We start from the raw sequence: 14,845 nt of genomic DNA on the forward strand, positions 1-14,845 counted from the left end.
TTCAAAATTCTGTATATGAAACTGGTACTGAAATTTGTAAATGGAGTATTTATTACCGTCATTTTTTTATGGACAGGGGTGCTGATGTTGTATATTTTTGCTTCTATAGATCTGTTGTCTTTTAAGCAAGCGGATAATGTGAAGAAGGTAGGGCATTCGCATAGAGTAGATGTATCACCTGCCAGCGATGAAATGAGGGTTGAAAGCGATAAGGCTGAAGTTACAGATACAGCCCGGTATAATAAACTCCTGCTGCACCTGGTACATAACAAGCCATCCGTTAAATGGCCTGTGAATGCGGGCTATCCATTGCCGGGAGCATTATTACCCTATAATCGTATTGTTGCTTTTTATGGCAATCTGTATTCCACGCGCATGGGTATACTGGGTGCGTTGCCAGAGGCTGAACTATTAAAGCAGCTGGCAGAAGAAGCAGATAAATGGAGGCAGGCAGACACCTGTATGCCGGTGATTCCTGCTTTGCATTATATCGCCGTTACAGCCCAGAGAAATCCGGGGAAAGACAGGAAGTACCGGTTACATATGCCCGCGACGGAAATAGATAAAGTACTCCTTTTGGCTGAAAAGGCGCATGCCATTGTTTTCCTGGATATTCAGCCGGGATGGAGTTCATTGCAGGAAGAACTTCCGCTACTGGAAAAGTACCTGGCACGGCCGGATGTACACCTGGGTATTGATCCGGAATATTCCATGAAAAACAGACAGGTACCCTGTACCGCCATTGGCACCTTCGGTGCGGAAGATATTAATTATGCGATATCCTGGCTGGCAGCGCTGGTGCAGCAATACAACCTGCCGCCCAAGATGCTGGTAGTACACCGCTTCACGCAGGGAATGGTTACAAATTACAGCAACATTCGCATCAAACCTGAAGTACAGTTTGTGATGAATATGGATGGTTTTGGAGGTGTGGCAAAAAAACTGGACACCTACCGGTCCTGGATTTCGGGAGAGCCTGTGCAATTTACAGGATTCAAATTATTTTATAAAAATGATGTGGAAACCGGCGGACATCTGATGCAGCCGGCAGAAGTACTGGCATTATTTCCGAAGCCGGTATATATCCAGTATCAGTGATTGTTTTGTTGATGTTATAACCGCCATATGAAGTACTTTATTTTATTTTTTGTGATGGCCCTTGCCGCCAAAAATACATCAGCTCAGAATATACCCGTATTGTGCTATCATCAGATCTATACAGGAGGAAATCATAAGAATGATTTGCTGCATATCAGTTGGGAACAATTGAATAACCAGTTGAAGACCCTTGCAGATAGTGGCTATCATACTATATTACCAGATGAACTACTGATGTATTTAACTGAAAAGAAAACAATATCTCCCGGATCGTTCATAATCACATTTGATGATTCACATAAAGAACATTTTTCTATAGCCGATTCTTTACTGCGTCGTTACGGATTCAGGGGTGTTTTTTTTGTAATGACAGTTACCATTGAAAAACCAGGCTATATGACAGCCGCACAGATAAAGGCACTTGCCGGCCACGGACATATCGTTGCAGCCCATACCTGGGATCATCCGCATTTATATACTACCGGTAAAATGGATTGGGAGAAACAATTGATCCGCCCCCGGAAAGTACTGGAGAAAATTACCGGTAAACCAGTATGGTATTTTGCCTACCCTTTCGGTGAGTGGAATGATACCATCATCAGTTACCTGAAGAAAAATGGGTACAGGGCGGCATTTCAGCTAAACGGGCGGCGTGAAAATACAGTATATGCTATCCGGCGTATGATGGTAGACGGGCGCTGGTCAGGGACCAGGTTGCAGCAAGAGATGACCAGATTTAATAAAGGTGATTGATGTGGTAGTGCAGGACTGACAGAGAACGAAAATCAGGATGAAGAATGACGATGATCATTCCTGGTTTTTAAGATTGCTTCTAACTTTATCCGGACAAATAAAAAATGAAAATCATGGAAAACGATAAAATTTGCCAGAGTTGCAGTATGCCCCTGAACGAGGTGGCGCTTTTGGGAACAGAAAAGGACGGTTCCCCAAGCCAGGAATATTGCAAATATTGCTATCAGCAAGGTGAGTTCACCCATCCTGATTTGTCTCTTGAAGAGATGAAGGAACACATGACCAGGATGATGGATAAGGAAAAGTTGCCGGAAGATATATTGGAAGCGGCAATCAACCGTTTGCCGCATTTGAAGAGATGGGCCGGCAAAAAAGTGGATCATCTTTCGTGAAGCAGGGTACTATACAGATACGAGTTCGCTGTTACCATCATTAAGTATATTTTAATTAAAAAGTCATGAAAAAAATATTGCTGGCCTTAGATGGCTCCCATTTTTCTAAAGGCGCTTTTGACTTTGCCTGTCAGTTGAATGATATGCAACCACTGTTGCTGACCGGTACATTTTTGCCTAAAATGGATTTCTCTCCTTCCTGGAATTCTGCCCTTGTAACCGGTTCTGTATTTGAACCTTCGTTGGAAGAATATAGTGATGAACTGGTAAACGAAAATATAAAAACCTTTGAAGAAGCCTGTATCCGGCATCATATTGAATACAGGGTACATAAGGCGCCATACGACTTCACTTTAGCTGATCTGAAGAAGGAGACACGCTTTGCAGATCTGCTGATACTGGGCAATGAGAAATTCTACGAAAATCTGGGTACCGACATTCCCAACGATTATTTAAAAATGGCGTTACATAACGCAGAATGCCCGGTGCTGCTGATACCGGAAAATTGCCATTTCCCGGAAACAATTGTTATGGCCTATGATGGCAGCAGGGATGCCACGTTTGCTATTAAATCTTTCTGTTACCTGTTACCGGAGCTGTCAGCTAAAAAGGCTATCCTGGTATACGCCACCGATAAAGAGAAGGCTATCCCTGAAATGCAACTGATGGAAGAATTAGTAGCAAGACATTTTCCAGATCTCACCATTCAAAAGCTGGAAGGCGACCCCCGAAAATATTTTGATACCTGGCTTGCAGATGTTGATCACCCTATGTTGGTGTGTGGGTCTTTTGCCCGGTCGGATCTTTCAGAATTATTCAGGAAAAGCTTTGCCACCGAAGTTATGGGTGAACATAGGATGCCTGTTTTTATTGCACATTCTTAAATAATGAACGCCTCTTTTTAGAAAATGGAAATGGAAAAATGCGCTCTCCGGAATATGGAGAGCGCATTTTTTTATTTGTTGCCTATCGTTATCAGATGGTTATTTTCATTTTCTTAATGATCCTTATAATAGCTACCGTTAGTATGGAGTATAATAATATAATACACCAGTCTCCCTGGCTAATCGCAGTTATACCTAAAATTCTTTTTACCGGCATAATCCAATAAGCGGCTAATGACAGCCCAATGCAGCCTCCTATGGAGTACCATATGGCCGTATTGCGGAACACATCTGTTTTATGGAAAGGGATGTCTCTCTTAAAAGTCATATTAAGCACCTGGAACAACTGGGAGAAGATCAATGTATAAAAGAGGATATTATTGTATACCAGGTTATTCCATTTATCATTGTAGTGAAATATCAGATGACTGGTAGCTACTGCTCCTAAAGTAGTAGCCGTGATTACAAATGAGTAAACAAAAATGGCAGTCCATCTTTTTCTATCGATAATGAGGGTTTCAGGGGGATAAGGTTTTCGTTGCATAATTGAACCACCGCTGTTGCTGACTCCCAGCGCAAGTGCCGGCATTGAATCTGTTATGAAGTTAATGAACAGGATCTGCAGCGGGAAAAGCTGGAACGGCAGGTTAAACAGCGCACATATGGCAATTACAAGCAGTTCGCTTAAGTTACACGATAATAGAAAGATTACGAATTTCCGGATATTTTCGAAAATGATTCTTCCCTGCCTGATAGCGGAAACAATGGCGGTAAAGGCATCATCTTTCAGTACCATATCTGCTGCTTCCCTTGCCACCTGTGTTCCTCTCAGGCCCATAGCAATACCAATATCTGCTTTTTTCAGAGCCGGAGCATCATTTACACCATCACCGGTCATGGCTACTATCATTTTTTCATCCTGTAAAACACTGACCAGGTGTTGTTTTTGTTCCGGGCTAACCCTGGCAAATACGCTGGTTCTCAGCCATTGCGCCCTGTCTGATGCCGTTAACTGGTTATAGGGCTTCATGGAACTGCCCAGCATTACATCTTCTCCGGGAGTGGCTATTCCTAATTGCAGTGCAATATTTTTTGCGGTTTCCGGATGATCTCCCGTAATCATGATCACCCTTATCCCTGCATTTTTACATTCTTTGATTGCTTCTGTTACACCGGCTCTTGGAGGATCGCTGAAGCCAATAATTCCGGCCAGCGTCAAGTTATGCATGAAAGATGGCTCCTGCTTTGATGTTTCCCGGTAGGCAAATGCCAGCATACGGAATCCGGATTGCGCATGTTTAGTGGCAATAGCTTTCCATTCTTCTTTTTGTTTTTCACCCAAATGACTTTTACCGTTTTCATCAAGTACGGAAGAGCAATATTTCAGTATATCTTCCACAGCTCCCTTTGCAGCTATATAATAAAACGGATACTGCTCTTTGCTTTTGTGCAGGGTTGCCATAACCCTTGTTTCGGAAGAGAAAGGTATTTCATCTGTTTTGCTGAATTGTTGCTGATACTGCACTGGTTTCATCCCGGATGCGTGTATCATTTTAAGTAAAGCTATCTCCAGGGGATCACCGGAAGTACTTGCTTCATTACCATTGAGTTGATAGCTGGCTGTATTGCATAATGCGGATATACGGCATAAATGAGCGTAAGCGGCTGTTCCCGGGATGCTGTTATTTTCCATCCAATGCATTGCGGTACCTGCGGCATTGATCCGGACACGGGCGGAAAGGCTTCCCGCCTGAATAAGGGATACTTCAATTTTATTTTGTGTAAGCGTACCCGTTTTATCGGTGCAGATAACATTCGTTCCTCCCAGTGTTTCTACGGCAGACAACTTTTTTACAATGACATTATGCCTGGCCATCCGCAGCATGCCAAAGGACAAAGCAAGTGTAGTTACAACGGGCAGTCCTTCAGGAATGGCTGCAACGGACAATGCTATTGCTATTTTTAACACGGTTGTAACGGGCGTGCCGTAAAAGATGCTCCCGGTAAATATGGCGACAATCAATCCCAGGGTTATCCAGATCAGCTTTTTACTCAGGATCCGGACTTTTTTCTCTAACGGCGTAGCTACCTGTTCTGCCTGTTGAACGATACCGGCAAGTTTGCCGAGTTCTGTTTTCATGCCGGTATTCACAACAATAGCAAAGCAATTGCCTTTCGTAATAAAAGTACCTTTGTATAGCATGTTGCTTCTTTCAGATAGCGGGATCTTTTCCGGCAGGAGGTTGTGGCCTTTATCTACCGGAAAAGATTCGCCGGTAAGCGTTGATTCATCGACCTGAAGTTGATTGGCGTTGATAATCCTCGCGTCGGCAGTCACCATTTCCCCGCTTTCTGCAAACAGCAGGTCACCGGGTACCAGTAATTCAGATTTTATTTCCATCATCTCTCCGTCCCGGATAACTCTCGCCTGAACAACACTCATTTTTTTTAGCGCTTCCATGGAACGGTGTGCCTGGTATTCCATCCAGAAACCAATTGCGGTATTCAGGATCATCACCATCAGGATGGCAAAACCATCCAGCCATTCTTTAAAAAAGAAGGAAAGAATGGTAGAAACTCCCAGCAGCAGTATAAATGGACTGGTAAACTGCCGGAGTAATATTAGTAATGGTTGCGTGTTTTCAGATGTGGTGATGCTGTTATGACCGTGTTTGGCCAATCTTGTTGCAGCTTCTTCCTTTGTTAGCCCCCTGATAGGATCTGTGGAAGAAACTTTAGCAATAGTTTCACCCGATAAGGCCCAGTAATTACCAATTTTTTCTATGTGAGACAGCGGCATCTTTCTTGTTTTTCATCAGCAGACAGCGCCGGTACAGCAGCGCATCAATAGACATCAACTTTATTCACCGCAAATGTTCCTTAAAGATATCTGCACGGCAATGATACCCGTCAGAAGATCCGGTGATATCCGTCATATCAAAGATGACAGGGTCATTTCCTGTACTCCTGATGAAGATCAGCGCGATTACTAATTCCCGTCATTGCAGCCGGAGATGGCAGCGGGTATCTTTGAAGTACTGCTCCTAAAAGCAGATTGCTGTTTCATTTAAATTTAACTGGTATGTCCGCAATTGTCACCATTACATTAAATCCCGCAATAGATAAGAGTACAAGCGTTCCTGTACTGGTACCGGAAAGAAAGCTGAAATGCAGTGTGCCTCTTTTCGAACCCGGCGGCGGTGGCGTTAACGTAGCCAGGGCCATTATACGGCTGGGCGGCGACGCAAAGGCGGTGTACCTCGGGGGAGGGCACAGCGGTAGATTTTTCGAGTCACTGTTACGTGCAGAGGGTGTTCCGGGAATATCCGTTCCCATTGCAGGGCACACCCGGGAAAACCTGATCCTTACAGACAACAGCAACCATGCGCAATATCGTTTAGGCATGCCTGGGCCGGTGGTTGACACTTATGAGTGGCAGCACTTGCTGGAAGTGATCCGGCAGATGGAAGGGATAGAATATCTTGTTGCCAGTGGCAGCTTGTGTCCCGGTGTGCCGGCGGATATATTTGCCTCTTTCAGTGCTATAGCAGCCATCAAGGGGGCCCGTTTTATTGTAGATACTTCGGGCGATGCATTAAAGGAAGCCCTGCGGGAAGGAGCTTACCTGATTAAACCCAATATCAGGGAGCTGGCAGGCTTTGCAGGCGCAAACACCCTTAATGCATTGGAAATTGTGGATGTGGCCAGGGAGATCATCAGCAAGCATCGCTGTGAAGTAATAATAGTATCTATGGGAGAAGCGGGGGCAATGCTGGTAACAGCAGATCTTTCGATAAAGGTACCCGCGCCTGTGGTCCGCAGGGTGAGCACGGTTGGCGCCGGAGACAGCATGCTGGCCGGCATTGTTTATAGCCTGTTTGCCGGCAAGGATATCCTTGAGGCCGCGCAGTTTGGAGTTGCCTGTGGTACAGCAGCCACGTTAAATCCCGGTACAGCGCTATGTAAGAAGGAAGATGCGCTGATACTTTTTGAAGAGGTACGCAGGAAGCAATCATTAACCACGGGTATTAAAAGATGAAAATTGAAGGAATCAGAAAGGCATTTAAAACATTAGGTCCCGGTCTTATTACCGGTGCGAGTGACGACGACCCCTCAGGAATTGCCACCTATTCCCAGGCTGGTGCCGGTTTTGGTCTTTCCACATTATGGACGGCATTGTTCACATTTCCTTTGATGGCAGCCATGCAGGGAATGTGCGCGAGGATAGGTCTTGTAACCTCGCAGGGACTTACGGCCACTCTCAAACAGTATTATCCGAAGCCTATTCTTTATGGAATGCTGCTGTTCAGTTTTCCTGCTATTACGTTGAATATCGGGGCGAACATCCAGGCTATGGGAGCAGTTTGCCATATGATACTGCCGGCCGTTCCGGTATCTGTGTTCTGTGTGGCGATTACACTTTTGCTGATGGTGGTTATTATACATTATCCCTATCAGAAAATTGCGATGATCCTGAAATGGCTTTGTATTTCCCTGTTGCTATACATTATTGTTCCTTTCCTTTCAGATCAGAACTGGAAACTGATCGCAAGGGATACTTTTATTCCGGTGATCCGCTACGACAAAGAATTCTTCTCTATCATTGTAGCAATCCTGGGAACCACTATTTCTCCTTATCTCTTTTACTGGCAAGCAAGTATGGAGGCGGAAGACAGGCTGCATAACCATATAATTGTGGTGGATAAGAAGATATTAAATAGTATGAAGGCAGATGTCAATACAGGCATGCTGTTTTCCAATGTTGTGATGTTCTTCATTATTCTTACCACCGGTACGGTACTTTTCCCGGCAGGTATCCGGCAGATTGATACGGTAGATCAGGCTGCCAGGGCACTGCAGCCGCTTGCGGGCAACCTGACCTATCTCATTTTTGCGGCCGGGGTACTTGGAACCGGTTTGCTGGCAGTTCCGGTACTGGCGGGCGCGCAGTCTTATATGCTGGCAGAAACACTGGGCTGGGAGGAAGGACTGGATAAGAAATTTGCACAGGCAAAACCTTTTTATATATCCATTATTATTTCGCTGCTGGTAGGTTTGTTGCTCCAGTTTTCGGCTGTAAGTCCACTCAGGGCTCTGCTGTATACGGCTATTGCGTATGGTTTGACGGCCCCCGTTTTAATAGCGGTTGTTTTGCATATCGGCAATAATAAAAAGATTATGAAAAGCAATACTAATTCGTGGTTTTCTAACCTTTTAGGCACTATAGCGTTAATAATAATGACTGCAGCAGCAATAGCGCTAATCTATTTCCTGCTGTAGTAAAACTTAAATCACCGACCTGATAATCCCCGGTTGACAGTTAAAATTGCTACGATGAGTATCCAAAATATGCAGGCAATGGTGTTCATCCAGCCAGGTGCACCGCTTCAGCTTAAAACGCTTCCTGTTCCTGTTCCGGCTGCCGGTCAGGTGTTAATAAAAGTAATCGCCTGCGGGGTTTGCAGAACAGACCTGCATATACTTGACGGAGACCTGCCGCCGGTGCTGCTCCCGGTTATTCCCGGTCATGAAATAGTTGGAGAGGTGGTTGAATTGGGAGAAGGGGTTACGCTGCTGAAGCAGGGCGATAAGGTGGGGGTACCCTGGCTGGCCCACACATGTGGCCATTGTAAATATTGCATGCAGGGGCAGGAGAATCTTTGTGAAAATGCACTTTTTACAGGATATAGCGTGAACGGCGGCTATGCAGAATATACAGTCGCCTGGGAAGCATTCTGTGTTACACTGCCTGCTGTTTATGATAACGCAGCCGGTGCGCCGATGTTATGTGCCGGATTAATTGGTTTCCGTTCCTGGCGGATGATGAATGAACATGCGCAGCATATTGGGATGTATGGTTTTGGCGCAGCCGCGCACATTCTCACTCAAATTGCAACGTTCCAATATAAGTCGGTATATGCTTTCACAAAACCGGGCGATGGCGCCGGTCAGCAGTTTGCCCTGGAAATGGGTGCAACATGGGCCGGCAGTTCCCTGGAAGCGCCACCTGTAAAGCTGGACGCTGCCATTATTTTTGCGCCGGACGGCAGCCTGGTGCCTATTGCATTATCTCACCTGGATAAGGGCGGAACGGTGGTATGCGGAGGAATTCATATGAGCGGCATCCCGGGTTTCCCTTATAGTATGCTTTGGGAAGAAAGAGTTATTAAATCCGTAGCTAACCTTACACGGGAAGATGCAACGCTTTTTTTCAGGATAGCGCCACTGGTGCCTGTCACCACATCTACACAACTCTTCCCGCTGCACCAGGCAAATGAGGCACTGGAAAATCTGCGGGCCGGAAATATTAAAGGTGTAGCTGTATTGGTAATGCCATAGTTGTAAAAAATATTAGCCGGTCTGCAGGAATTTATACATGGCGCCACTGTGATTATGTTCTTTCAGATTTGTATCATGAACTGTCAGGTATTCTATAATATTTTGCATATTAACGGTCCCGGTTATCCGGCCCTCAGACACTACCGGTAATGCTGCTGCTCTATTTCCCGAAAGCTTGTCAATCACTTCCGTCACCAGACTTTCTGCATCAAGCTTTGGCACATTGGCTGTCATGAGTTGCCTGATAGTTTCTCCGTGCTTTCCTCCTGATAGCGCGCGAAGGATAGTACTCCGCTCAATGATACCCGCAACAGTTGCCTGATCCATTACAAGGAAATATTTGTCCTGGTGCAGCAGCATTTTTTCAGCAGCTTCGCCAATGGTCATGCCTGCGGGAAAGGAGCTATAAGAGGTTGTCGCCAGATCCTTTAAATGCAAACCTTTTGCTGCTGTTTTCAGGTAAATCAGTTTTTCCTCGCCCGCTCCGCTGGCTATAATAAAAAGACCGATAAGCATCAGGATAATATCAAAAATAATCAGCCCGGCTACGATAAACAGGGCTGCTATTACCCTGCCTGTAAAGGCAGCTATGGCAGTTGAGCGGGTTGTGTCCATACGCAGCTCCAATATTCCTTTCAGTATTCGTCCGCCATCCATAGGAAAGGCCGGGATCAGGTTAAATAAAGCCAGCATGATATTAACAACATACAGGTAATAGAGAAAATTGCCCTGGTCCACAGATTCGATTACTTCCGCTGCTTTCCAGAATGGTGGATATCCGGAGATGAAAGGGAGCAATATCAATGCGATCAACAGGTTTACCATGGGGCCGGCCGCACTCACAATAATTTCGGGTACCGGTTTGTCGGGCATTTTTTCCATAGCGGCAATACCTCCTATTGGCAGCAACGTAATACTTTTGGTACGAATACCATACCTTCCCGCTGCCAGTGAATGGCCAAGTTCGTGAAGTACTACGCATGTGAATACGGCAATAATCGCCATTGCTGACCACAATATTTCGCTATTTGCTGTTCCTGTGGCACTTTGTATAAATAATATCAACGCCACAAACAGCCCAAAAGACCAATGCAGGTAAATGCTGGTATGTTTGACAGTGAATAATTTTAAACTGTTTTTCATTTCGTAATATTTAACTAATAAGGTAATCAGACAGCAGTTACGAATGATGAAGCGATCAACGGTGTGCCGTGAAAACCGGTATCTTATGTTCATTCAGTATTCCGGCCACAAAACTCTTTTTAAACAACTGCGATAGTTCAGACCGGGCAAAAGATCCGCAAACCAACATGGGAGCATCGACGGCTGTAAGCCAGGTGTCAAAATATTTTGCCGGCGTAGCCTCCAGCGTATGGATGGTGAGATCTGTGAAATGCCTTGTTACCAGTTCCTCTATAGATGAAAGGTCCGGAATAGCTGCTTTTTTCTTTGATGTTGCGTATACCAGGATAGTTTTTTTATTGGAAAACTCCGGGAAAAGGTAACAAAAGCTTTTAATGGCGAAAGCTGCATTTTCGCTGCCATCGTAGGCAAGTACAGTACTTTCAGGAAAAGCCGATTCTTCAGGTATCAGCAAAGAGGGGCATTCTGCGTCATGTACGGCCATCCTGAGATATTCATTGGGAAGTTCCATGCTGATGTCCTCAAAGAATTTGCCGCTGTCCAGTATCAGCAGGTCTGTGAAACGGGTTTCTTTCTTCAGCTCGTACATGGCGGCGTCATAAGGATGTTTGTGGACGCGGTATTCAATGTGCCGTTTGATACATTCCTGCTCAAATGTTTTCACGTTTTGCGCTATCTGCTCTGCGGTATATGCTTCCAGCGTTGGTATAAATGCAGTGCCTCCGCCAGGTGAATAACTCCAGGAAGCAGAAAGATCTACCCGGGGTAAAAATGCGCCGGTCAGAAGAATGGGTTGTATCTCATTGAGCCGGGAAGCGAATTCAAAGGCGCCTTTAGCGAAATGAGCGCCATCAAAAGCCAGTAATATCTTTTTCATACATCGGTTTTGCAATAAAAGTACACGCTTGTGCTTCGGGGAAAAATGATTTCCGGCAACCCTTGTATTGATCTTAATCAGGTGGGAAAAATATGATGAGGATCAGAGAAAGGACTAACAACTGTCATTTGAAACAGGATAGGAAGGAGAGTATATTCGGGTATGGGAAGTTGGCAGGAAAATAACAGATGTCCTATAACCATGAATATATAAAAAAAGCAGACGATGAAAAATGAGTTGTGTGAAATGCTGCATCAAAATGAAGCCTGGAGAGAAATATTAAAGCAACTGGAAAATGAGAATATCATCTTTAAAACAAAATTGACAGATATTCTGACAACAGATCTCCCCAAGGTGCAATTGGCACACCTGGAGTTTTTCCAAAGCAGGTTTCTGAAAATGGATAGCCGGATAGATTTACTCCGGCATGAGATCCGGGAGTATACCATTTTGCTGAAACAGCAGACAGGTAGCCCAGAGCAGGGGTTCCTGAACCGGTATAAGAGCCTGATGGAAAACATCTTTTCCATCAGGGAAAGCTTTCAGCTTTTAAGGGCTGACTTTCAGGACTATTTGTCGGATGCGTTTCCGGGTATTTCAGCAAAGCATATTGGATAATTTCTTTTCATCCAGGAGCACTACGGCGCCATCCCTGATATCAATCAGTTTTTCGTCGCGGAAATCACTCAGTGTGCGGATAAGCGACTCTGTAGCGGTGCCTGCAATAGTTGCCAGGTTTTCGCGGCTTACGTTGATGATGAAAGGCTGCTCTTTTTGAGCATTGTATTTATTGTGAAGACTGATCAGCGCATCGGCCACTTTTTTTCGAAGCGAATTGTAGGCAAGCCCCAGCAGCTGCTGCTCTTTTGCGGCTACATTTTTGGCCAGCATGCGGATAAGCTGAACAGCTATTTCATGATTATTATGAATGAGTTCTTCAAAGTCGTTGAGCGGAATCATGGCTACTTCGCTTTCTTCCATGGCAATGGCTGTTTCCTTGTAAACGCCGCCTTCCAGTAAAGCGGTGTAGCCAATAAAGTCGCCGGCGGTGAACAGATCTATGACCAGTTCTTTACCAAGATCATTGGTTTTTATCGTTTTTATTTTACCGCGTTGCAGATAGAATAGGCGGGTAGGGTGATTGCCTTCCGTGTAAATGGCCTGCTTCTTTTTAAATTTATCAATATTCCTTCCTTCTGCCAGCGCTTTCAGCGACTCTTTACCAGTGGCTTCGTACATCAGTTTGTTCAGTCCCTGCAGATCAGGCGCGAAATGTTGTTTTCTGATAGCGGCTTTTTTCAACCGTCTTTCTATGGCATCCCATAACTCGGTTCCGCTGAATGGTTTGGTGATATAATCATCTGCTCCCATTCCCATTCCTTTGCGGAAGTCGCCTCGTTCAGTTTTGGCGGTCAGGAAGATAAACGGGATATCTTTCATTTCTTCGTGCTGTTGCATCAGGTGCAACACGCCAAAGCCATCCAGCACGGGCATCATAATATCACATATCACCAGGTCGGGCTTGTGGCTGAGGATCATTTCCACTCCGATCTTACCATTTTCTGCCGTGATTACATTATACCCCGCTATAGCAAGAATATCTACTGTATTTTCACGTAATTCTTCATTATCTTCAATTAATAAAATAGTTTTCATGACTGATAGGGGATGTTTTTAGCATCTAACTGAAAATTAATTGTAAAGGTAGTACCCGCATTGAGTTCACTTTCGCAGGAAATGCTGCCGTTCATCAATTCGGTGTATTTATTTACAATATGTAACCCAAGACCTGTTCCCTGTATATTACTTACATTGGTGCCCCGGTAAAATCTTTCGAAGAGATGTTGCTGGTCTTCGTGCGACATACCGATGCCACTGTCCTTTACGGTGAGCGAAAAAGCATGGTTACTTTTCACCGTAAAGATCTCTATCACACCATCGGACTTTGAAAATTTGATAGCATTTCCCACGAGGTTCATGGTAATATGCTTAAGCAACGAAGGATCCAGCAATACTGTTGGCTCCCCGCTGTGGCGGTATTCAATTACCTGCTTTTCTTTGGCCAATTCCTGCATCTCCTGTATGATGTTATTGAAATAGTCTTCTATGTCGAAATCAGCAAGACGAACCTGTACTTTCCCTTCCTCAATTTTACCTACGGAGAGGAAATCGTTCAGGGTATCGGTCAGCAAAGTCACCGAGTTAACAATCCGTTGTATATGTTTGTTCCGGGTTGGCTGGTCTTTTTCCTCTGCATAATGTTTTACCAGGAATGCAGAAGAAAGGATGGTGCTGAGGGGAGTTCTGAACTCGTGGGAAGCCATAGATACAAAACGTGACTTCAGGTCTCCCAGTTCTTTTTCTTTACTCAATGCTACCGTCAGTTCTTCTTTTGATATTTTGAGTTGCTCCAGCGCTTTTGTGAGCTGCTGGGTGCGTTCTTCCACCATGCCTTCCAGCTCATCGTTCAGTCTTTCTATCTTTTCTTCCGCCTTTTTTCTTTCTGTAATATTATTGACATAGGCGATTACAAAGTGTCCTTCTTCGTTGGCGTAATGACTAAGACTGATTTCCACCGGGAATTCTGAGCCGTCTTTCCGAACGGCAAACAGGTCCATGCCAATACCCATAGGTCTGCTTTGGGGGTGGGCATTGTAGCGGTTCCTGTGTTTTTCATGCCTGTCATGAACGCGCCTGGGAATAAGCACTTCCACTTTATGACCTAACAGTTCTTCCCGCCTGTATCCAAACTGGTCAAGGGCGAAGTCGTTGATCAGTATAATTTCCCCCTGTTGATTAGTTACCAGGATACCTATGCTGGCATAATCGAACAGGGCGCCAAAGCGCTCCAGCTCCCTGTTTAGCTGCTGCTTGAATTTGCGGTCTGTAAGGGAATCCGTGATGCGGAAAAAGCAATATTCTTTATTGTTATTACGTAGTAATATTTCTTCATAAAGCCCCTGAAAGGTTTCTCCCCGGATGTTTTGCCATTGGCGCTCTTTGGTCAGAAGATTATCTTGTGCTGCCTGTGCACTGAAACTGCCTCTACCCAGCTGATTCTGGTCAATCAGTAATTCAAGTTCAGCATAATCATCTGTTCCCAGCATTTTCATGCCGGCGTCATTGATATAAATCAGCTTACCGTTTTCCAGTTCCCTTATAGCTACAAGGCCCGGCATACGTTCCATAATAGCGGCAAACATTCCCAGTTGAAAATTGATGTCCAGATCGCTGATAGAAAAGCTCATAGGCTTACATAGTAGTTGTTACCGGCGGAAAGATAAGGATTTTATCTGTTTGAATCAAGATCAGGGCGGCGAAACAAGGGGATATGACCGCTATCATACGGCCGGCTGACT

At 44.9% G+C, this 14,845-nt stretch carries 13 protein-coding genes; 8 read left to right on the top strand and 5 right to left on the bottom strand.

From position 1 onward, the window contains the following. Positions 1–15: 15 nt before the first annotated feature. The 4 genes from V7S65_RS02775 (at position 16) to V7S65_RS02790 (ending at position 3,127) form a co-directional block, all read left to right on the top strand. Positions 16–1,098, top strand: coding sequence for a hypothetical protein (locus V7S65_RS02775; RefSeq protein ID WP_336386279.1), 1,083 nt, complete (start codon positions 16–18; stop codon positions 1,096–1,098). A gap of 27 nt (positions 1,099–1,125) precedes the next feature. Then, the gene (locus tag V7S65_RS02780; protein ID WP_336386278.1) at positions 1,126–1,851 is read left to right on the top strand and encodes a polysaccharide deacetylase family protein; all 726 of its coding nucleotides are present in this window, start codon (positions 1,126–1,128) and stop codon (positions 1,849–1,851) included. Positions 1,852–1,964: 113 nt separating this feature from the next. After that, complete coding sequence (locus V7S65_RS02785; RefSeq protein WP_336386277.1) at positions 1,965–2,243, top strand: zinc ribbon domain-containing protein; 279 nt, start codon at positions 1,965–1,967, stop codon at positions 2,241–2,243. Between the two features lie 65 nt (positions 2,244–2,308). Continuing rightward, positions 2,309–3,127: a universal stress protein gene (locus tag V7S65_RS02790; RefSeq protein WP_336386276.1), complete on the top strand. Its 819-nt coding sequence runs from the start codon at positions 2,309–2,311 to the stop codon at positions 3,125–3,127. Between the two features lie 91 nt (positions 3,128–3,218). Here V7S65_RS02790 and V7S65_RS02795 read toward each other — a convergent pair whose 3' ends face one another. Next, positions 3,219–5,927 carry a cation-translocating P-type ATPase gene (locus V7S65_RS02795; protein WP_336386275.1) on the bottom strand — a complete coding sequence of 903 codons (2,709 nt, stop codon included), beginning with the start codon at positions 5,925–5,927 and terminating at the stop codon, positions 3,219–3,221. A 282-nt stretch (positions 5,928–6,209) separates the two neighbouring features. Between V7S65_RS02795 and V7S65_RS02800 the strand changes: the two genes are divergently transcribed. From V7S65_RS02800 to V7S65_RS02810, 3 genes are read left to right on the top strand one after another with little or no spacing between them, the layout of a single operon-like run. Then, a complete protein-coding gene (locus V7S65_RS02800) occupies positions 6,210–7,166 on the top strand; it encodes a 1-phosphofructokinase family hexose kinase (protein ID WP_336386274.1) in 957 nt (318 codons plus the stop codon). Beyond that, a complete protein-coding gene (locus tag V7S65_RS02805; RefSeq protein WP_336386273.1) occupies positions 7,163–8,407 on the top strand; it encodes an NRAMP family divalent metal transporter in 1,245 nt (414 codons plus the stop codon). The genes V7S65_RS02800 and V7S65_RS02805 overlap by 4 nt, the downstream gene beginning before the upstream one ends. Positions 8,408–8,461: 54 nt before the next feature. Beyond that, the gene (locus V7S65_RS02810; RefSeq protein WP_336386272.1) at positions 8,462–9,466 is read left to right on the top strand and encodes a zinc-dependent alcohol dehydrogenase family protein; all 1,005 of its coding nucleotides are present in this window, start codon (positions 8,462–8,464) and stop codon (positions 9,464–9,466) included. A gap of 12 nt (positions 9,467–9,478) precedes the next feature. Here the strand turns inward: V7S65_RS02810 and V7S65_RS02815 are convergent, their stop codons facing one another. Together V7S65_RS02815 and V7S65_RS02820 are read right to left on the bottom strand one after the other, a co-directional pair. After that, positions 9,479–10,609 (bottom strand): site-2 protease family protein, encoded by a 1,131-nt coding sequence (locus V7S65_RS02815; RefSeq protein WP_336386271.1) that lies wholly within the window; start codon positions 10,607–10,609, stop codon positions 9,479–9,481. A gap of 55 nt (positions 10,610–10,664) precedes the next feature. Next, complete coding sequence (locus V7S65_RS02820; RefSeq protein ID WP_336386270.1) at positions 10,665–11,486, bottom strand: hypothetical protein; 822 nt, start codon at positions 11,484–11,486, stop codon at positions 10,665–10,667. Positions 11,487–11,711: 225 nt separating this feature from the next. Here V7S65_RS02820 and V7S65_RS02825 point away from each other — a divergent pair, with 225 nt between their 5' ends. Next, positions 11,712–12,104 carry a hypothetical protein gene (locus V7S65_RS02825; RefSeq protein WP_336386269.1) on the top strand — a complete coding sequence of 131 codons (393 nt, stop codon included), beginning with the start codon at positions 11,712–11,714 and terminating at the stop codon, positions 12,102–12,104. On the opposite strand, the gene V7S65_RS02830 is transcribed toward V7S65_RS02825, so the two are convergent. Continuing rightward, positions 12,084–13,142, bottom strand: a complete 1,059-nt coding sequence (locus V7S65_RS02830) for a response regulator (protein ID WP_336386268.1) — start codon at positions 13,140–13,142, stop codon at positions 12,084–12,086. The two genes, V7S65_RS02825 and V7S65_RS02830, sit on opposite strands and share 21 nt — an antisense overlap. Continuing rightward, the gene (locus V7S65_RS02835) at positions 13,139–14,734 is read right to left on the bottom strand and encodes a sensor histidine kinase (RefSeq protein ID WP_336386267.1); all 1,596 of its coding nucleotides are present in this window, start codon (positions 14,732–14,734) and stop codon (positions 13,139–13,141) included. Before V7S65_RS02835 ends, V7S65_RS02830 begins: the two co-directional genes overlap by 4 nt. Positions 14,735–14,845 lie beyond the last annotated feature (111 nt).

It is taken from the genome of Chitinophaga sp. CCNWYY40 (assembly GCF_037483205.1).
Taxonomy (GTDB): Bacteria; Bacteroidota; Bacteroidia; order Chitinophagales; family Chitinophagaceae; genus Chitinophaga; species Chitinophaga ginsengisegetis.